General features: G+C 72.8%; 18 protein-coding genes and 1 pseudogene. 10 read left to right on the top strand and 9 right to left on the bottom strand.

What is annotated here, in order from left to right; translation table 11 throughout:
• Window positions 1-34: 34 nt before the first annotated feature.
• On the bottom strand, window positions 35-139 hold the full coding sequence (gene mtfM / locus JQX11_RS33020) for a small membrane protein MtfM (RefSeq protein ID WP_067315095.1): 105 nt from the start codon (window positions 137-139) through the stop codon (window positions 35-37).
• 12 nt (window positions 140-151) lie between these two features.
• On the opposite strand from mtfM, the gene JQX11_RS10115 reads away from it, so the two are divergent.
• From JQX11_RS10115 to JQX11_RS10105, 3 genes are all read left to right on the top strand, one after another.
• Window positions 152-526 carry a DsrE family protein gene (locus JQX11_RS10115; RefSeq protein WP_145921867.1) on the top strand — a complete coding sequence of 125 codons (375 nt, stop codon included), beginning with the start codon at window positions 152-154 and terminating at the stop codon, window positions 524-526.
• A gap of 64 nt (window positions 527-590) precedes the next feature.
• Complete coding sequence (locus tag JQX11_RS10110) at window positions 591-968, top strand: SCP2 sterol-binding domain-containing protein (RefSeq protein ID WP_204924738.1); 378 nt, start codon at window positions 591-593, stop codon at window positions 966-968.
• Complete coding sequence (locus tag JQX11_RS10105) at window positions 968-3,022, top strand: amylo-alpha-1,6-glucosidase (protein WP_204925010.1); 2,055 nt, start codon at window positions 968-970, stop codon at window positions 3,020-3,022. The genes JQX11_RS10110 and JQX11_RS10105 overlap by 1 nt, the downstream gene beginning before the upstream one ends.
• 13 nt (window positions 3,023-3,035) lie before the next feature.
• Here JQX11_RS10105 and JQX11_RS10100 read toward each other — a convergent pair whose 3' ends face one another.
• Both JQX11_RS10100 and JQX11_RS10095 read right to left on the bottom strand, forming a co-directional pair.
• Window positions 3,036-3,812, bottom strand: coding sequence for a hypothetical protein (locus tag JQX11_RS10100; RefSeq protein WP_204925009.1), 777 nt, complete (start codon window positions 3,810-3,812; stop codon window positions 3,036-3,038).
• A gap of 114 nt (window positions 3,813-3,926) precedes the next feature.
• Entirely contained in the window at window positions 3,927-4,412 is a 486-nt protein-coding gene (locus JQX11_RS10095) for a winged helix-turn-helix domain-containing protein (RefSeq protein WP_307826139.1), read from the bottom strand.
• A gap of 301 nt (window positions 4,413-4,713) precedes the next feature.
• Between JQX11_RS10095 and JQX11_RS10090 the strand changes: the two genes are divergently transcribed.
• On the top strand, window positions 4,714-9,096 hold the full coding sequence (locus tag JQX11_RS10090) for a S8 family serine peptidase (RefSeq protein WP_372444574.1): 4,383 nt from the start codon (window positions 4,714-4,716) through the stop codon (window positions 9,094-9,096).
• Window positions 9,097-9,599: 503 nt separating this feature from the next.
• Here the strand turns inward: JQX11_RS10090 and JQX11_RS10085 are convergent.
• Window positions 9,600-9,839, bottom strand: coding sequence for a winged helix-turn-helix domain-containing protein (locus JQX11_RS10085; RefSeq protein ID WP_204924737.1), 240 nt, complete (start codon window positions 9,837-9,839; stop codon window positions 9,600-9,602).
• A gap of 518 nt (window positions 9,840-10,357) precedes the next feature.
• Here JQX11_RS10085 and JQX11_RS10080 point away from each other — a divergent pair.
• On the top strand, window positions 10,358-10,603 hold the full coding sequence (locus JQX11_RS10080; protein WP_372444573.1) for a DivIVA domain-containing protein: 246 nt from the start codon (window positions 10,358-10,360) through the stop codon (window positions 10,601-10,603).
• Window positions 10,600-10,848, top strand: a pseudogene (locus tag JQX11_RS10075) (hypothetical protein); the annotation flags it as partial. The gene JQX11_RS10080 and the pseudogene JQX11_RS10075, both read left to right, overlap by 4 nt.
• A 202-nt stretch (window positions 10,849-11,050) precedes the next feature.
• Here the strand turns inward: JQX11_RS10075 and JQX11_RS10070 are convergent.
• The 5 genes from JQX11_RS10070 to JQX11_RS10055 all read right to left on the bottom strand — a co-directional run bounded on the left by JQX11_RS10070 (window position 11,051) and on the right by JQX11_RS10055 (window position 14,592).
• Complete coding sequence (locus tag JQX11_RS10070) at window positions 11,051-11,371, bottom strand: DUF1416 domain-containing protein (RefSeq protein WP_204924734.1); 321 nt, start codon at window positions 11,369-11,371, stop codon at window positions 11,051-11,053.
• Between the two features lie 3 nt (window positions 11,372-11,374).
• Window positions 11,375-12,223 carry a sulfurtransferase gene (locus tag JQX11_RS10065; RefSeq protein WP_204924733.1) on the bottom strand — a complete coding sequence of 283 codons (849 nt, stop codon included), beginning with the start codon at window positions 12,221-12,223 and terminating at the stop codon, window positions 11,375-11,377.
• Window positions 12,224-12,426: 203 nt separating this feature from the next.
• Window positions 12,427-12,504 (bottom strand): Ms5788A family Cys-rich leader peptide, encoded by a 78-nt coding sequence (locus JQX11_RS33560; RefSeq protein WP_323135737.1) that lies wholly within the window; start codon window positions 12,502-12,504, stop codon window positions 12,427-12,429.
• A 115-nt stretch (window positions 12,505-12,619) separates the two neighbouring features.
• Window positions 12,620-13,399 carry an LmeA family phospholipid-binding protein gene (locus tag JQX11_RS10060; RefSeq protein WP_204924732.1) on the bottom strand — a complete coding sequence of 260 codons (780 nt, stop codon included), beginning with the start codon at window positions 13,397-13,399 and terminating at the stop codon, window positions 12,620-12,622.
• 152 nt (window positions 13,400-13,551) lie between these two features.
• The gene (locus JQX11_RS10055; protein WP_204924731.1) at window positions 13,552-14,592 is read right to left on the bottom strand and encodes a hypothetical protein; all 1,041 of its coding nucleotides are present in this window, start codon (window positions 14,590-14,592) and stop codon (window positions 13,552-13,554) included.
• Window positions 14,593-14,865: 273 nt separating this feature from the next.
• Between JQX11_RS10055 and JQX11_RS10050 the strand changes: the two genes are divergently transcribed.
• The 4 genes from JQX11_RS10050 (at window position 14,866) to pstS (ending at window position 19,062) form a co-directional block, all read left to right on the top strand.
• A complete protein-coding gene (locus JQX11_RS10050) occupies window positions 14,866-15,582 on the top strand; it encodes a winged helix-turn-helix transcriptional regulator (protein ID WP_088643167.1) in 717 nt (238 codons plus the stop codon).
• 177 nt (window positions 15,583-15,759) lie between these two features.
• The gene (locus tag JQX11_RS10045) at window positions 15,760-16,647 is read left to right on the top strand and encodes a polysaccharide deacetylase family protein (protein WP_204924730.1); all 888 of its coding nucleotides are present in this window, start codon (window positions 15,760-15,762) and stop codon (window positions 16,645-16,647) included.
• A 63-nt stretch (window positions 16,648-16,710) separates the two neighbouring features.
• Entirely contained in the window at window positions 16,711-17,634 is a 924-nt protein-coding gene (mshD, locus tag JQX11_RS10040; protein WP_204924729.1) for a mycothiol synthase, read from the top strand.
• A 324-nt stretch (window positions 17,635-17,958) separates the two neighbouring features.
• The gene (pstS, locus tag JQX11_RS10035; protein ID WP_204924728.1) at window positions 17,959-19,062 is read left to right on the top strand and encodes a phosphate ABC transporter substrate-binding protein PstS; all 1,104 of its coding nucleotides are present in this window, start codon (window positions 17,959-17,961) and stop codon (window positions 19,060-19,062) included.
• Window positions 19,063-19,076: the final 14 nt, after the last annotated feature.

Genomic DNA, 19,076 nt, shown 5'->3' with positions numbered 1-19,076 from the left:
TGCGGGGCTCGCAAACCCGGCTCACTCCTCGCGCTCACCACTTACCTCTCGACAGGCGTACGGCCAGGTAGACCAGGCCACCGGCGAGCGCGCCCAGGCCGGCGACCAGCAGGCTGACGAACCCGATCTCGGTAACCATCATGGTCATCCTATGCTGGGCCCCATGGGCCGCACTCTCGTCGTCAAGGCCACCGCCGGAGCGGACGCCCCGGAGCGGTGCGCGCAGGCGTTCACGGTCGCCGCCACGGCCGCCGCCGCCGGGGTGACCGTGTCGCTCTGGCTGACCGGTGAGTCCACCTGGTTCGCCGTGCCCGGTCGGGCCGGGCAGTTCACCCTGCCGCACTCGGCGCCGCTGACCGACCTGCTGGACGTCATCCTCGCCACCGGCCAGGTCACCGCCTGCACGCAGTGCGCCGCCCGCCGGGACATCGGCCCGGACGACGTGCTGCCCGGCGTCCGGATCGCCGGCGCGGCGGTCTTCGTCGAGGAGGCGATGGCCGAGGGCGCGCAGGCGCTGGTCTACTGACCCGGCCGCACCGGGCGGTGCCGATTTTGCACCTGTATGTACGCATTTTGCCTACCATGCGTAGGTGAGTCGGGCGACGGACGAGTTCTTCGCGGCACTGCCGGCGCGTGCCCCGGCGGTGCTGCGTGCCCCGGTCACCGGAACGCTGCAGATCGACCTGGTCGACGACGACCACACCGACCACTGGCAGGTGCGGATCAGCCCCGGCCGGGCGGTGGTGGAACGGGCCAGCGGCCCGGCGGACGCGGTCTGGAGCAGCAGCGCGGACCTCTTCGAACGGCTGGTCACCGGGTGCGCCCAGGGCGTCGCGGCGGTGCTGCGCAACGAGTCGACGTTCAGCGGCAACGTGATGCTGTTCCTGGTGTTCCGGCAGTTCTTCCCCACCCCGCCCGGGGTGCGCGACCCCCGGGAGACCGCCCGTGAGCAGACCGGGCGGGCGTGATGCAGCAGCGGGTCAGCATCCTCGACGGCAACACCTTCCTGGTCTGCGACGGGCGCGGCGACGTCGAACCGTCGTTCGACTTCCCGACCGGGCTGTTCTCGTTCGACACCCGGTTCCTGTCCACCTGGCTGCTCACCCTCGACGGCGAGCGGCTGCACGCCCTCTCGGTCGACGACGCGCACTCCTACCAGACCCGGTTCTTCCTCGTCCCGGGCGAGCCGACGCACTACCTCGACGCCAAGGTGTCGATGATCCGCACCCGGTCGATCGGCGGGAACTTCACCGAGGAACTCACCGTGCTCAACCACTCCGGCCGGGAGATGCGCTTCGACCTGCGGCTGGAGATGGGCTCCGACTTCGCCGACCTCTTCGAGATCAAGCACCAGCAGCCGAAGAAGGGCCGGACCAGCGCGGTCGCCGGGGACAACACGCTGCGGCTGACCTACCGGCGGGAGGCGTTCCACCGCGAGGCGATGATCACCAGCAGCACCGACGCCCGCGTCGACCAGGCCGGGATGACCTGGTCGATCACCGTCGCCCCGCACAGCGAGTGGAACACCCGGCTGACCGTGACGCCGGTCATCCACGGCGCGCGCGGCGAGGACGTCCGGGCCATCACCGCGCTCGGGGCGGTACGCGGGCCGTCGGTCATCCGCGACGAACAGGAGGACCTGGTCGCCCGGGCACCGCAACTCGGCTGCGACTGCGAGCCGCTCGCCGGGGCGTACCGGCAGAGCCTGCACGACCTGGCCGCGCTCCGGTACGAGTCGATCACGTTGGGCGTACGGCTGCTCGCGGCCGGTCTGCCCTGGTTCATGACCCTGTTCGGGCGGGACAGCATGCTCACCTCGTTGCAGGTGTTGCCGTTCCTGCCGGAGCTGGTGCCGCCGACGATCCTGATGCTGGCCGGGCTACAGGGCTACCGGCTCGACGACTTCCGCGACGAGGAACCCGGCAAGATCCTGCACGAGCTGCGGTACGGCGAGACCGCCGGCTTCGAGGAGCAGCCGCACTCCCCCTACTACGGGGCCGCCGACTCGACCCCGCTGTTCCTCATCCTGCTCGACGAGTACGAGCGGTGGACCGGGGACGCGGCGCTGGTCAAACGGCTGGAGTTCGCCGCCCGCGCCGCCCTGCACTGGATCGACACCTACGGCGACCTGCTCGGCACCGGGTACGTCTGGTACCGCAGCCGCAACCCGGAGACCGGCCTGGAGAACCAGTGCTGGAAGGACTCCTGGGACGCCATCTCCTACGCCGACGGCCGGCTGCCCGGCTTCCCCCGGGCCACCTGCGAGATCCAGGGGTACGCCTACGACGCCAAGCGGCGCGGCGCCCGGATGGCCCGGCTGTTCTGGAACGACCCCGAGTACGCCGACCGGCTGGAACGGGAGGCGGCGGCGCTCAAGGAACGCTTCAACCGGGACTTCTGGATTCCGGAGAAGGAGTACTTCGCCGTCGCCCTGGACCCGGACGGCCGGCACGTCGACTCGCTCACCTCCAACATCGGCCACCTGCTGTGGAGCGGCATCGTCGACGAACCCCGGGCGGCCCGGATCGCCGAACACCTGCTCGGTCCCCGGCTCTACTCCGGCTGGGGGGTGCGCACCCTGGCCACCGACGAGGGCCGCTACAACCCGATCGGCTACCACGTCGGCACGGTGTGGCCGTTCGACAACGCGTTCATCGCCTGGGGCCTGAGCCGGTACGGCTTCCGGGAGGAGGCGGGGCGGATCTGCGAGGCGATGTTCGACGCCTCCCGGTTCTTCAACGGACGGCTACCGGAGGCGTTCGCCGGCTTCGAACGCACCCTCACCGACTACCCGGTGCAGTATCCGACGGCGTGCAGCCCGCAGGCCTGGTCGGCCGGTACGCCGCTGCTGCTGTTGCGGGTGATCCTCGGCCTGGAACCGCAGGGTGAGCACCTGATCATCGATCCGCTGGTGCCGGAGGGGATGGGTCGGGTCGAGCTGCTGGACATCCCGGGCCGGTGGGGTCGGGTCGACGCCCTGGGCCGCAGCCGGACCCCGCGCGAGCACGGACCCCGCCGCTGACCGGGCGGGCGGGTCAGCCGGGGCAGCCGGTGGAGGCGGCGAGGCGTACCTGCGCGCCGGTGCCGTCGGCCAGCACGGTGGCCGGGCCGCTGCGGTAGGCGTACACCTCGGGGAGGTCGGCCACCGGGGAGCCGGCGGCCAGCGGACGCAGGCCGGTCAGCGCGACCGGCGCGTCGCCGGCCGAGACGGCGACGGTACGGGCGGTGCCGCCACCCGGGCAGGGCGCGGTGACCTGTTCCGGGGCGGACCGTGCCGGGCGGCCCAGCGCCCGCAGCGCGGCGTCCAGCGTGGGGTCGGCGGGGGCCGCCGACGGCTGCGGATAGCCGGCACCGACCGGGCGGCAGCCGGTGTCGGCGGTGAACCGGACCCGGCCGCCGCTGGTGACCCGGCCCTGCACGGCGACGAACTCCCCGGCGTCGGCGCGCAACCGGGGACCGGACGCGCCGGCCCGCACCCCGGCCCGCCAGTCGGCCGGCAGCCGGTCGGCGACCCGGTCCAGCAGGGCCCGCTCGCCCCCCTCGGCGACCAGCACGTCCAGCCCCCGGGTCAGGGTCGCGCCGTCGGCCATCGGGGTGATCCGGCAGCCGCGCTCGACCTGCGGGCCGGTCAGCGCCCAGGCCCCGTCGCCGACCGCCGCGACCAGTTCACCGAGCGCCCGGTCGACCACCGGGCCGGCGTCGGCGAGGGTGCGCTGTTCCTTGACGGTCGGCGGGTCGTGCCGGGCCGACCACCAGGTGAGCCCGCCCACCACCACCGCCCAGGTCACCGTCACGGCCAACAGCCAGGCCAGCCGGCGGCGTGGCGCGGACGGACCGGTCGGTGGGGCGTACCCCTGCTGGACGGCACCGTTCACCGGGCCATCGTGTCACGCCCCCGCCGCCGGCCCGCCCGCCGGTGTCCGGGGTCAGCCGCGCGGTACGGCGAGCCGGTAGCCGACGCCGCGTACGGTCTGCACCTGCGGGCCACCGGCCACCTCGCGCAGCTTGCGGCGCAGCCGCTTGACCGCCGAGTGCAGGATGGCCGCGTCGCCCAGCCAGGTGCCGCCCCAGACCGAGCCGAAGATCCGTTCGTAGCTCCAGACCGCCCCGGGGTCGCCGGCCAGCCGGGCCAGCAGCTCCCGTTCCAGCCGGGTCAGCGCCAGTGGCTCCCCCCGCCAGGTGACCAGGTGGCGGGCCGGGTCGACGAGGAGGTCGCCGCAGTGCACCGGACCCTGCTCCGGCGGGGGCGCGGGAGCCGGCACCGGCGGGCCCGGGAAGAGCATGGCGCGCAGCTCGGCCAGGTCGGCGCAGATCACCACCGGGCCGAGGTCGTCGAGCCGGCGGACCACCCGCTCCCGGACCGAGACGTCAGCGCTGACACAGACCACGAAAGGGATGTCGACACCGGTCACCCGTCCTCCCCAGGACCGCACCCGCCGCCCGCTGCCCGACGGGCCCGTCTGCCCACGACGGGGGCCGGCGCGGCCTGCCGTCAGCCTAGCGGTCAGCGTGGCGCCCGGTTACTGACCGAATACTGACCGACCCGATCCATTGATCAGCTTGGTTCTCCGGCTGAGCATGATGCACAGCGGCCGTGGGGGCCCACGCAGCACCCGACACCGGCCACCTCCTCAGCCGCTCCGCGTGGCCGCGACCCCGGCACACGCGGCCGGGCCCGAACCGATCGGGCCCGACGACGTGGGGAGGAACAGCGTGCTCAGACGACCGACCGGACGACCGTCCCGGTGGCGATTGGTGGCCGCGCTCGCGGCCGGACTCCTGGGCCTCACCGCCCAGCCCGCACTACCCGCCGGGGCCGCGCCGGCCGCACCCCGGGCCACCGTGGACCGGCAGGTCCTCGACGGACTCGCCGACGGCACCGAGACCTTCCTGGTCTACCTGCGCGAACAGGCCCCGCTCGGGCAGGCGGCCCGGCTGCGCAGCCCGGACGCCCGCGCCGCCGAGGTGCACCGGCTGCTCACCACCACCGCCGACCGGACCCAGCGTGACCTGCGGGCGGTGCTGGACGACCGGAAGGCCACCTACACCGCCTACTGGATCGCCAACGCGGTGCGGGTGACCGGGGACCGGGCGCTGCTGGACACCATCGCCGCCCGGCCCGAGGTCGAGCGGATCGCCGCCACCCGCAGCTACCCGCTGATCCGTCCGGTCCGCAGCACCGCCGCCCGCGCCGGCACCGACGCCGTCGAGTGGGGACTGACCAACATCGGCGCACCCCGCGTCTGGGACGAGTTCGGCGACCGGGGTGAGGGCCTGGTCGTCGCCAACATCGACAGCGGCGTGCAGTTCGACCACCCCGCGCTGGTCAACTCCTACCGGGGCAACCTCGGTGGCGGGACGTTCGACCACAACTACGACTGGTACGACCCGGCCGGCATCTGCCCGCAGGACGCCCCCTGCGACAACAACGACCACGGCACCCACACCATGGGCACCATGGTCGGCACCGACGGGTCCGCCAACCAGGTGGGGGTCGCCCCCGGCGCGAAGTGGATCGCCGCCAAGGGCTGCGAGTCCAACAACTGCTCGGACGCCTCGCTGCTGGCCGCCGGCCAGTGGGTGCTCGCCCCGACCGACCTCAACGGCCAGAACCCCCGCCCCGACCTGCGCCCCGACATCGTCAACAACTCCTGGGGCGGCGACGGCGGCGATCCGTGGTACCAGCAGACCGTGGCCGCCTGGCGGGCCGCCGGGATGTTCCCGGTCTTCTCCGCCGGCAACGACGGCCCGGCCTGCGGCAGCGCCGGCTCCCCCGGTGACAACCCCAACGCGTACGCGGTCGGCTCGTACGACGTGAACAACGCCATCTCCGGGTTCTCCGGCCGGGGCGACGCCACCGACCCGGCCGGGCTGAAGCCGAACATCGCCGCGCCCGGCAGCAACGTACGCTCCAGCGTCCCCGGTAACGGGTACGCGTCGTTCAACGGCACCTCGATGGCCGCACCGCACGTCGCCGGCACGATCGCCCTGATCTGGTCGGCCGCGCCCAGCCTGCGCGGGGACATCACCGGCACCGAGGAGCTGCTCGACCGCACCGCGACCGACGTCGACGCGACCACCTGCGGGGGCACCGCCGCCGACAACAACGTCTTCGGCGAGGGTCGGCTCAACGCGTACGAGGCGGTCCGGCAGGCCCCGCGCGGTCCGGTGGGGCAGGTCGCCGGCCGGGTCACCGACGAGGCGACCGGCGACCCGGTGGCGGGTGCCACCGTCGCCACGGGCGCGCGCAGCGTCAGCACCGGCACCGACGGCAGGTACTCGTTGACCGTGCCGGCCGGCGAGACCACGCTGACCGTCTCCGCGTACGGCTTCCGCACGGCGACCGGCACCGTGACCGTCCCGGAGGACGGCTCGGTCACCCGGGACTTCGCCCTGACGGCCACGCCGACGGTCACCGTCTCCGGCCGGGTCACCGACGGCTCCGGGCACGGTTGGCCGCTGTACGCCACGATCGAGGTCGCCGGCCGCCCCGGCGGACCCGTCTTCACCGACCCGGTGACCGGCCGGTACTCGTTCACCGTGGCCGGCAACACCGACTACAAGCTCACCGTCACCGCTAAGTACCCGGGCTACCGGACGGTGACGAAGGACCTGACCGTCGGGTCGACGGCCACCACTGCCGACGTCCCGGTCCCGGTCGAGGCGGCCTGTGTCGCGGCCGGCTACACCGGCAGCCTCAGCGCGCCCCTGCTGTCGCAGAGCTTCGACGGCACCACCGCGCCCGAGGGCTGGACGGTGCGCAACCGCACCGACAAGGGCGGCTGGGTCTTCAACGACCCGGGCGCGCGGGGCAACCTGACCGGCGGCACCGGCGGGTTCGCGATCATCGACAGCGACAAGCTCGGCACCGGCAACACCCAGGACACCGACCTGGTCGCCCCGCCGGTCGACCTGTCCGCCTCGGCCGCGCCGCTGCTGCGTTTCCGCAGTGACTGGCGGGCCGTCGGGATCAGCGACACCGCCGACGTGGACGTCTCCACCGACGCAGGGACGAGCTGGACGAACGTCTGGCACCAGACCGCCAGCCGGCGCGGCCCCCGGGTCGAGGAGGTGCCGCTGACCCCGGCGGCCGGTGCGACGGGGGCGCTGGTGCGCTTCCGGTTCAAGGGCACCTTCGCCTGGTGGTGGCAGGTGGACGACGTCCAGCTGGTCAACCGGGACTGCACGCCCGTCCCGGGTGGGCTGGTGGTCGGTAACACCACCGACCGCAACACCGGCGCGGCGGTCAACGGGGTGACGGTGACCAGCGTCGACCGGCCCACCGACACGGCCGTCTCGGCGGCCACCCCGGACGACCCGAACCTGCCGGACGGCTTCTACCACCTCTTCTCGGGGCTGACCGGCACCCACCCGTTCACCGCCGCCAAGCCGCCGTACACCCCGGTCACCCAGCAGGTGACCGTGGTGGCCGACAGCACCCGCCGGGCCGACCTGGCCCTGACCGCGGGGCGGCTCACCGTCAGCACCACCACGATCGAGGCCCACCAGCCGTACGGCAGCACCCGCACCGCCAAGGTGACGGTCCGCAACACGGGTTCCGCCCCGGCGACCGTGGAGCTGCTGGAACGCGGTGGCGGGTTCGAGGTGCTGTCCACCGGCGGCGCGCCGCTGCGGGAGCAGGTGGTCAAGGGGATCAGCACCGGCCGTACCGGTGCCCGTTACGGCGGCGGGAACGCCGACGCCGCGCCGCAGGCCGACGACGCGTGGGCCCGGATCACCAACCTGCCCGCCGCGATCTACGACAACGCGGCGGCCAACCTGGACGGCAAGGTCTACTCGGTCGGCGGCGGTGGCGACACCGGCAACGAGCGCAAGGCCTGGGTGTTCGATCCGGCCACCGGCGTCTGGACGGCGCTGCCCGACCTGCCGCACGCCCGTTCCAAGCCGTCGGCCGTGGGCATCAGCGGCAAGCTGTACGTGATCGGCGGCTGGGGCGCAGGCGACGGCATGGAGCCGTCGGTGGACGTCTTCGACCCGGGCGTCGGGGCGTGGAGCACCCTGGCCGGGGCGGTCAACCCGGCACCCGCCGCCGCGGCCGGCACCGCCGTGGCCGGGGGCAAGGTGTACCTGGTCGGCGGCTGCGTCGACAGCACCTGCACGGAGAGCAACAAGCTGGTGGTGTTCGATCCGCGTACCGGCACGTTCCGCACCGGCACGGCGTACCCGCACCCGGTCTCCTGGGTGTCCTGCGGCGGGATCGGCAGCCAGGTGTACTGCGCGGGCGGGGTCGCCGCCGACGAGTACACCGACACCTGGCGGTACGAGCCGGCGTCGGATTCCTGGAGCCCGCTGCCGAACCTCCCGGTCGACCTGTGGGGCTCCCAGTACGCGTCGGCCGGCGGCATGCTGGTGCTGGCCGGCGGGGTGACCGGCGGTTCGACGTCGGTCACCAACCGGACGCTCGGCTTCGACCCGGTCGCAGGGGCCTGGAAGAACCTGCCGAACGCCCAGTTCAGCAGGTACCGGGGTGCCGCCGCCTGCGGGGCGTACAAGATCGGTGGTTCGCCCAGCTCGTTCGTCGGCTCGGCGGACAGCGAACGGCTCGGCGGGCTGGAGGGCTGCTCGGACGCCAGTGACCTGCCGTGGCTGTCGACCGCACCGACCAGCTTCACGCTCGCCCCGGGGGCGTCCCAGACGGTCACCGTCACGCTGACCGCCACGGCGGCGGCCGGGGTGCTCCAGCCCGGGGCGTACTCGGGTGAGCTGGGGCTCACCTCGAACACGCCGTACCCGGTGTCGTCGGTCGGCGTCGAGATGAACGTCTCGCCGCCGAACAACTGGGGCAAGATCCAGGGCACGGTGACCGGGGTGACCTGCGGCGGCCAGACCGTCGGCGTCCCGGCGACGATCCGGCTGAACCTGGTCGGCTCGACCACCGGCGTCACGCTCACCGCCGACGCCCAGGGTCGCTACGCCTGGTGGCTGCCCAAGGGCAGGTACGAGGTGATCGTGGCCAAGGACGGTTGGGTGCCCCAGGTCCAGCGCACCGTCGTGGAAGCGGGCATCGTCGGGACGCTCAACTTCGGGCTGACCCCGACGTCGACCTGCGCGGGCGTCCGGGCATCCGGCCTGTGACCGGCTGACCGGCCCCACCCGGTGGCCGTCGACCCCGCCCGGGGTCGGCGGCCACCGCCATCTCTCCCCCCGCCCCGCCCCGCGTCCGTCCCTCGTGATCGACGCTATTGGGCCGATGTAGCGGTATCCGCCCGCCCTGATACCGCTACATCGCCGCCAATGTGCTGGCCGCGGCACCCTGTCGAGCTTCGGTCGCCGGGGATCGATCTCTCTGGCGGCTCGGGGAGCCACCCCATGTTCGGAACCAGGTATGCCTGTGGGTCATATTCATGACTCACAGGCATACCTGTCTGTGGGGACAGCGTCCCCCATCGGATTCAGTAGGGCAGCAGAGCAGTAGGACAGCGCTGTCCCCGCCCCGAGCGCCGGTGCAGGTGTAGGTGTCCAGCTATCACGGAGTGCCGGCCACTCAGCGGCGGGCGGGCAGCGGCGGCCGGCGCACAGACAACGGCAATGGCACGCAGACAACACCGGCGCAGCCCGAAAGCGCCATCAGACTCAGGTCAGGGCTTGCGCAGCCAGGTCGCCGGATCGGTGACGAAGACGCCCTTGCCTTGATAGCGATCGATCACTCCGAGCGCTTCAAGCCGGATGAAGACCTGCCGGATGGTTGACGCGCTCACCCGGTGCAGCTCGCACAGCTCAGCGATCGAGGGCAGCTTGTCCCCCGGCTTGAGTCGGCCGCTCCGCGTGTCCGACATGATCGAATCCGAAACTCGGAGGTAGTCAGGCAATGCAGGCATAGCACTCCTCGCGTGGCACCCCAATTCGATCACGAGACACCTGCGCGAGACAAGAGGAAGTCGACTTGGATCACATGCTTGACGAGGGTCACCTCCGCACATAAGTTGGTCGGCGAGCGCTCCTCGCGTGGCAACGAGCAGGGCTCTCCCCCGGCCGGGGTGGGTGCAGTGGAAGGGAAACCGCCCGCCCCGGCCACCTTTCACGGCAGCACGATCCCCCGCTGCCCCTGCGGAGAGGTGGTCCCATCGTGTGCAGGTTCCTCCGGCTGTTCCGCCGGAACCGGTCGACGGCAACCGACCGGCCCGTGACAAACGACCGGCCCAGTACGGCCGGGCAGCCCGGGGCGGTCGAGCGGCCGTCCGCCCGGCACCGGGTCACCAACCGGCCCCCGGCCAACCAAGCCCCGGCCAGACATCCCGCGAGCAACCGGACCGGCAACCGTCTCGTCCAACCGTCCCGGCCGCCGGGGCGGCAGAACACCGGGCACCACGGGCCGGCGGCACACCACCACCGACCGGTGGCGCACCGGCACCAACCGGTGGGGTACCGGCCGCTGTGCACGAGTCAGGTGCGGCAGCAGCGGTTCCGGCGGTCCCGACACGGGTTGGACCCGGCCGAGGTGGACGGGTTCCTGCATCGGATCGCCGACGAGCTGACCGTGCTGCACGCCGAGCTGGCCCGTACCCGGGAGGAGAACGCACGGATCAAGGGTGCGCTGCGCGACTGGCAGTCCCGGTTCGCGCCCCGGGTGGTGCGGGTGTGACCGCCGCGACCGAACGCGAGCGGTTCGTCGTACACCTGACTGTCGCCGCCGACGGCCTGCCGGCGGCGCGGCTGCTGGCCCGCGCGATCGGCAGGTCGCTGGCGTTCCTGCCGGAGCTGGTGCTCGGTGAGACGACCGTCTCCGAGGAGGGCGTGACGGACCCGCAGCACCAGGTGTTCTGTGATCGGCGGCTCGGTGGGCGTCGCCGCTGTGTCCGGCGGGTCGACCACCAGGGCGGCTGCACCTCGTGACACCGCTGGCCGGGCGACGGCCCGGTGGGCGGGCTGCCGGGCGACCGGCGCGGACACCCGGGCTGCCGGGCGACGGGCACCTCGTGCCTGCCGGGCGCGGACATCCGGTTGTCGGGCGGGCCGCCGGAGGGTGGAACGGCGCGGGGCCGGTCACCCCGGATGGGGTGACCGGCCCCGGGCCGATCGTGAGCGTGGGTCAGGCCACCGTGACGGTGACCTCGTTGATGCCCCGGTTGGCGGTCACGGCGGTGTCGCCGTTGCCGTGCCGGGACAGCGCCCGCAGGGTCCAGTTGCCCGGCGCGGCGAAGAACCGGAACTGCCCGGCCGGGGAGGTGACGACCTCGGCGGTGAACTCACCCGTCGAGTCGAGCAGCCGGACGTACGCGCCGGGCACGACGTCGCCCGACTCGGCCAGCACCTGGCCGGTGATGACGGTTTCCTTCTCCAGGTCCAGGCTGGCCGGCAGGGGCGCGGACTGGTCCGGTGCGGCGCAACCGGCGGCGGTGGGAGCGGTCATGGCTCAGGCCTCCCCGGGCTCGTCGCCGAGCGCCACCGGCACGCCGACCAACGAGCCGTACTCGGTCCAGGAACCGTCGTAGTTCTTCACGTTGGGGTGGCCGAGCAGCTCCTGCAGGACGAACCAGCTGTGCGAGGAGCGCTCGCCGATCCGGCAGTAGGCGATGGTCTCCTTGCCGTCGTCCAGCCCGGCGTCGGCGTAGATCTTGCGCAGCTCGTCGTCGGACTTGAAGGTGCCGTCCTCGTTGGCCGCCTTGGACCACGGCACGCTGATCGCCGTGGGGATGTGCCCCGCCCGCTGCGCCTGCTCCTGCGGCAGGTGCGCGGGGGCCAGCAGCCGGCCGGCGAACTCGTCGGGGCTGCGCACGTCGACCAGGTTCTTGGTGCCGATCGCGGCGACGACCTCGTCGCGGAAGGCCCGGATCGAGGTGTCCGGCTCCTGCGCGACGTACTGGGTGGCCGGGCGGGTGACCGCGTCGGTGACCAGCGGGCGGGCGTCCAGCTCCCACTTCTTGCGACCGCCGTCGAGCAGCTTGACGTCGCGGTGGCCGTAGAGCTTGAAGTACCAGTACGCGTACGCGGCGAACCAGTTGTTGTTGCCGCCGTAGAGGACCACGATGTCGTCGTTGCCGATGCCCCGCTCGGAGAGCAGCGCCTCGAACTGGGCCTTGTTGACGAAGTCCCGGCGGACCTGGTCCTGCAGGTCGGTCTTCCAGTCGAGCTTGATCGCGCCGGCGATGTGGCCGGTGTCGTAGGCCGAGGTGTCCTCGTCGACCTCGACGAAGACGACGCCCGGGGCGTCGAGGTTCTTCTCGGCCCATTCGGCCGAGACGAGTGCGGTGTCGCGACTCATCAGATCACTCCCTGGTGAGGATGGGTGGTGAGCCAGCGCGGGTGGTGGAGATCGGTGATGTCGCACCATGCGCGGGACCCATAGAGGAACGGATCACGGGTTCGTGCGACGGCGCCGCTGCCGGGCGTTTCGGAGGGTTGGCACCGAAGGTCGGAAGGACCCTGGGTGCGGTGGCCGCTAGGCGGCCGGAGACAGCCCCGCCGTCAGATGACGGAGCGACACAGGCAGGTGGCCACGCGGCACAGGTCGACCGCGCGCCGTTTGGTGAGGTGCGTCCCCATGGGCTCGGAGCCTACCAGCCGTCCCGGAGAGTGCCAGCTCACGACCAACATGCGGGACGCAGACCCACCTGGCGGGCAGCGCCGGGCGGGTCCGCGTCCACAACTGAGCGGCGAGTCAGCTCGGCGAGTTGATCGGGACGTTCTTCGCGTCGGCGGTCACCGCGAGCCCCTCCGGGCGCGGCTCGACCTTGCGCACGTTGAGCTGGAACGGCAGCGACGGCAGGGGCACGTCGACCGAGATGCCCCGGGCGTAGTTGTTCAGCAGGGTCCGGGCCAGCGGCACCGCCGGCAGCCCCTGGGCGTTGAGGTCGCTGAACTTCAGCGACACCTTCCCGCCGTCGGCCACGGTGACCTCGGCGGTGCCGGTGACGGTGAGCTTCTGGCCGAGGATGTCGACGGGCGCGGTGACGGCCAGCTTGCCGTTCTGCTCACCGAGCTTGAGCCCCGGCCGGTCCAGCAGCTTGGCCAGGCTGTCGTAGGTGACCGTGCCGGTGCCGGCCACCGTCTCGGCCACCACCTCGCCCTGCCCGGAGCGGATGGTGTCCAGCGGGGCGCGCACGTTGCGGGCGTCCACGTCGAGCCGGGGCAGGCTGACCGCGTTGCCCTCCACCGACCCCTGCACGTCGGTCAGCACGATGGAGATCCGCTCGTACCGGCCGTCGACGACCTGGGTGAGGAACGGGAAGCCGCCCACGTCGACCTGGGGCGGCGCGGAGCTGGCGTCCTGATCGGTGATCGCCTGCTGCACCTGGTCGGCGATGGCGCGTTCGGCCAGCCCGGCCGCCACCCGGTCGGCCACCACCAGCAACCCGCCCAGGATCAGCACCAGGACGACAAGTACGACGAGCCACCTGCGCCCGCGCCGCCGGGGCCGCTCCTCGTACGTCTGCGCCACGCCCGTCTCCGTCCGTCGTCGCCGTCGCGGGTGCGCGACGTGCCGGTCATCGATGCCGCCACCCTCGGCGCACCGCTACTACCCGAGCGCCGCCGCGCCCAATCGCGCCGCGCGCCCCACCGCGTCAGCCGGCCTCAGCCGGCGTCGGAGGATCAGAGAAAGAGCACACACATGGCGTACGCCGCCGGAGCGGCGAGCGCGAACCCGCCGAGCGGCCCCTGCATGTGCCGGGCGATCCACATCGTGGGTGGCTCGCCGGCCATCAAGCGGCCCGCCTCGGCGTAGCCGACGGCGAGGTCGGCCAGCACGGCGGTGGCGGCGGTGACCAGCCCGATCACCGCGGCGCTGGTCGGGGTGAAGCCGACCAGGTAGCTGCCGAGCAGGGCGCTGGTGAGGGTGCCGACCATCGCCCCGACGACCACCCCGGCGGCCCCCCGGGGCACCTGCGGCGCGAGCCGGGGCCAGGCGAGCACGGCGTCGGTGAGCCGGGCCACGGTGAGGGCGACGCCGGCGGCGACCAGGCAGACGGTGATCGCCTGGGTGCCGGCGGGAATCCGGCTGAGCGTGATCAGGGTGGCGAACGCCACCACACCGACCACGATGAGCAGGGTGGTGCCGAGCGAGTCGGTCACCCGGACCCGGTCCACCCGGCGCACGAGCTGGCCGAGCACCCCGACCAGGAACCCGCCCAGCGCCACGTACCCGAGCGGGGCCAGGCCGGCCACGTCGGTCTGCACGGCGGCGACGTCGGCCGCGGCGGCGACCACGCCGCTGGTCAGCGCGACCAGCAGCAACGCGGGCGGGCGCATGGCCATCGTCCAGGCCAGCACGAAGAGCAGTTGTACGCCGAACACGATGATCGCAAACGGCAGCCGGTGACCGGGGCCGGCGGTCTGCGCGCCGAGCACCAGGCCGACGCCGAGCAGGGCGGCGAAACCGGCGACGGTCAGCGAGAGCGGCCGGCGCACCTCGACCGGTTCGACCGGTTCCTCGTCCGGCTCGACCTCGTCGTCCTCGCTGCGTCGCGGCTGGCCGCCCTTGCGGAACCGGCGCGGGCCGCGCTGGCGGCGGCTCCCGGCGTCGTCGTCGGGGGCGGGACCGGGTGCGGGCCCTCCGGCCGGGCCGGCGGGCCCGTCGGGGGCGTCGTCGGCCCACGGGTCACGGCCGGTCTCGGGCGAGGTGGAGGGAAACACGCCCCGATCGTGCCAGACCGACGGGGATCGGCGGGGATCACGGGGTGCCCGACGGGGATCACGGTTTCGGCGACGTTAAAACCTGACCGGTGATCACGGGCAGATCCGACAAACAGGAAAGGACGCCGAGGTGACAGCGGCGCAATCGGTTAGGCTCAGGCTGTTACCCGCCCGTCAGCGACGCCGGGACCCACGCAAGTTCTCAGCGCCCTGCCCACCCGCGGGGCAGCTGGTCGCGTGCGGCCGAAGGGCCGCCGGGACGGAGGTGATCGTGTGGAGCTCCTGCTGCTGGTGACCGCGCGCGCAGGTGAGCCCTCGGCGGTGCTGCCGGCACTCGACCTGTTGCCGCATTCGGTCCGTACCGCACCGCGTGACGTCCGCACCCTGGTTTCCGGGCCCAGCCCGGACGCGGTGCTGGTCGACGCCCGGTCCGAGTTGAGCGAGGCCCGTGCCACCTGTCGCATGCTGCACGCCACCGGCCTCGGCGTGCCGCTGGTCGCGGTGGTGACCGAGGCCGGCCTGATCGCCCTGAACGCCGACTGGGGCGTCGACGACGTGATCCTGGCCGGGGCGGGGCCGGCCGAGGTGGAGGCCCGGCTGCGGCTCGCCGTGGGTCGGCTGAGCAACGCCACGTCCGGGGCCGGCGGCTCGATCCGGGCCGGCGAGCTGAACATCGACCCGGACACCTACGCGGCGAAGCTGAAGGGCCGGCCGCTCGACCTCACCTACAAGGAGTTCGAGCTGCTCAAGTTCCTTGCCCAGCACCCGGGCCGGGTGTTCACCCGGGACCAGTTGCTGCGCGAGGTCTGGGGCTACGACTACTTCGGCGGCACCCGGACGGTGGACGTGCACGTCCGGCGGCTGCGGGCCAAGCTCGGCTCGGAGTACGAGTCGATGATCGGCACGGTCCGCCAGGTGGGCTACAAGTTCGTGGTCCCTCCGTCGTCCCGGTCGCTGCCCGAGTCCGAGCCCGCCCCGCTGCCGGTCTGATCCCCGGGCGGTATTACCGCACCCCGATAGGACTATTTCCAATACGCCCCTTTTGCCCCTGTTGCCGGTTCTATTCTTGGTGCCGTAATCAGCAGGGGCGAAGGGGGCTACGGTGCGTGCACTGACCACGGGGGCGACGAGAGGGCCGTCCCGCGATCCGGACCGGCGGTGGCGCTGATGCGCACCCGGTCGACCAGTGGGACCGTCGGGACGGTCGGCGTCGTCACGCTGGTGCTGGCCGCCCTGCTCGGGTCCGCGTACGCGCTAGGTCGCAGCATGATCCCCGACCCACCCCGTCAGCCTCTCGGCGCATCGGCGCAGGTCGACGGGGCCCAGTACGGCGAACAACCCGCCGACCCGGCCGCGCCGCCCGCCACCCGCCCCGACGGGTCCAGCCCGGCCGGCACCCCGACCACCGGGGCCGACCCGGACACGCCGCAGCCGGCCAGCGGCGGTGACGGCCCGTTCGGCAGCCACGCCAGCACCGGCACCGGTGAGGTCGCGCTGACCTTCGACGACGGCCCCGACCCGACGTACACCCCGCAGGTGCTGGAGGTGCTGCGCGCGTACGGGGTCAAGGCGACGTTCTGCGTGGTCGGCGAGAACGCCCAGGACCACCCGGACCTGATCCGCGCGATCGTGGCCGACGGGCACACCCTGTGCAACCACTCGTGGCACCACGACGTACTGCTCGGCAAGCGCTCCCCCGCCCTGATCCGGGCCGACCTGATCCGCACCAACGACGCCATCCACGCCGCCGTGCCGGACGCCCCGGTCAGCTACTTCCGGCAGCCCGGCGGGGCCTGGACGTACCCCGTCGTGTCGGTCGCCGAGGGGCTGGGGATGACTCCGCTGCACTGGACCGTCGACCCCAACGACTGGCAGGTCCCCGGGGCCGCGAAGATCACCGCGACGGTCTCCCGGGACACCGGGCCGGGCGCGGTCGTGCTCATGCACGACGCCGGTGGCGACCGGCAGGGCACCGTGGACGCGCTGCGTCGGCTGCTGCCCGACCTGACCGGCCGGTTCCAGCTTGAGGCGCTACCGCCCGGCGGGGCCAACTGAGCCGGCAGGGCCAACTGAGCCGGCGGGGCCGACCGGGCGGGCGACGCCGACTACGGTGGCGGGATGAGCAGCGTCGAACCGACCGTCGACCGGGTGGCCCGCACCGACCGCCTCACCCCGGACGAGGTGACCGAGGTGCTGGCCCTGGCCCGGCTCGGCGGCGACGCCGACGGGGCCGACCCGTTCGACGAGCACACCCTGCTGCGGCTGCGTGACCCGCACGCGCCGGCCGGGCACCTGACCGCCCGCGCCGCAGACGGCACCCTGACCGGGTACGCCCACCTGGACACCACCGAGCCGGAGTCCGGGGTCGGGGTGGAGCTGGTGGTGCACCCGGCCCTCCGGCGGCGGGGCACCGGACGGGCGCTGGTCCGGGGCGTCCTCGCGGCGGCCACCGGCCCGCTGCGGGCCTGGGCGCACGGCGACCACCCGTCCGCCGCGGCGCTCGCCGTCGACCTCGGCTTCACCCGGGCCCGGGTGCTCTGGCAGTTGCGCCGCTCGTTGACCGCCCCGGTGTCGCCACCCCACCTGCCCGACGGGGTGACGCTGCGGTCCTTCCGCCCCGGTGCGGACGACGACGCCTGGCTGGCGCTCAACGCCCGTGCCTTCGCCACGCACCCCGAGCAGGGCCGGTGGACCACCGACGACCTGCGGGCCCGACTGGCCGAGTCGTGGTTCGACCCGGACGGTTTCCTGCTCGCCGTCGACTCCGCCGGGCGGCTGCTCGGCTTCCACTGGACCAAGGTGCACGAACGGCCGGGCTCGGCCCGTACCGGTGAGGTCTACGTGGTGGGGGTCGACCCGGACGCCCACGGCGGCGGCCTGGGCCGGGCGCTCACCACGGCCGGACTGGCCTACCTGCGGGACCGGCGCGGGCTGGACCGGGTGATGCTCTACGTCGACGAGTCGAACACGGCCGCCGTCGCGCTCTACGAACGGCTCGGGTTCGCCCGCTGGTGCGGGCACGTCAACTACCACCTGGGCTGACGCTCTCCCGTCCACTCCACCCCGGCCGGTGACCGGCCGGGGCCATGACCGGCGTTGTCTCCGTGCGGTAACGGCGGGGCCACGCACGGATAACGGCTGCCCGGATATGTCGCATCAATGCGGATACCGGGACGGCAGTTCACCTAACGGACAACCCTCCCTCAGGCAGCGGTCACCTTCCCGGCCGGGGCTGTTCATGCCCCGTTCACTTCCGACCGGCGAACCGTCTACCTGGCACTTCTAGCTTTCGTGTCAGCCGGTCAGCGCCGGCACTCGGGCCCCATCCGGGCGACCTGACCAAAGACGTGAAGGGAAACCCCTCAGGTGAAGCTCCAGCGGCACGGCGCCATTGCCTGCCTCGCTCTTACTGCGGTCCTCGGCCTCAGCGCCTGCGGCTCGGACAACAACGAGCCGGCCAGCGCCTCCGCCTCCGGCTCGGCCAGCGCGGCCGACTGCGGCAAGGGCACCCTGAACGCGCAGGGCTCCTCCGCGCAGAAGAACGCCATGGCTGAGTGGATCAAGGCGTACCAGCAGAAGTGCAGCGGCACCACGATCAACTACGAGTCGACCGGCTCGGGCGCGGGCATCCAGGCGTTCATCGCCGGCACCGCCGACTTCGCCGGTTCCGACTCCGCCCTCAAGCCGGAGGAGCAGCCGCAGGCCGACGCCAAGTGCACCGGCGGCGCGGCGCTCAACCTGCCGATGGTGATCGGCCCCGTCGCGGTCGTCTACAACGTCGGCGGCCTGGATAACCTCCAGCTCAAGCCGACCACCCTGGCGCAGATCTTCGCCGGCAAGGTCACCAAGTGGGACGACCCGGCGATCAAGGCCGACAACCCGAACGCCACGCTCCCGGCCTCGGCGATCCAGACGGTGCACCGCTCCGACGAGTCGGGCACCACCGACAACTTCACCAAGTACCTGTCGAAGACCGCGCCGGCCGAGTGGACCTTCGGCAACAACAAGGCGTGGAAGGCCCCCGGTGGCCTCGGTGCCCCCAAGTCCGACGGTGTCGCCTCCAAGGTCAAGAGCACCGAGGGCACGATCAGCTACGTCGAGTGGTCGTACGCCGAGAACTCCGGCCTGAAGAAGGCCAAGGTGCAGAACGGGGCCGGCGAGTACACCGAGCTGACCGCCGAGTCGGCCGGCAAGACCATCGCCGGGGCCAAGATCGAGGGCCAGGGCGACGACCTCAAGATGTCGATCGACTACGCCACCAAGGAGGCCGGGGCGTACCCGATCGTCCTGGTGACCTACGAGATCGTGTGCAGCAAGGGCATCGCCGCCGACAAGCTGCCGCTGGTCAAGGGCCTGCTGGGCCACGCCGCCAGCACCGAGGGCCAGGCCGAGCTGGTCGAGCTGGGCTACGCCCCGCTGCCCGACTCGGTCCGGACCAAGGTCGAGGCCGCGGTCAAGAACCTGGCCTGACCGTCCCGAGCGAC

It is taken from the genome of Micromonospora humida, assembly GCF_016901255.1.
GTDB lineage: Bacteria > Actinomycetota > Actinomycetes > Mycobacteriales > Micromonosporaceae > Micromonospora > Micromonospora wenchangensis.
Note: the sequence above shows the minus strand (reverse complement) of the source record. Positions and strands in the feature narration are given on the sequence as shown.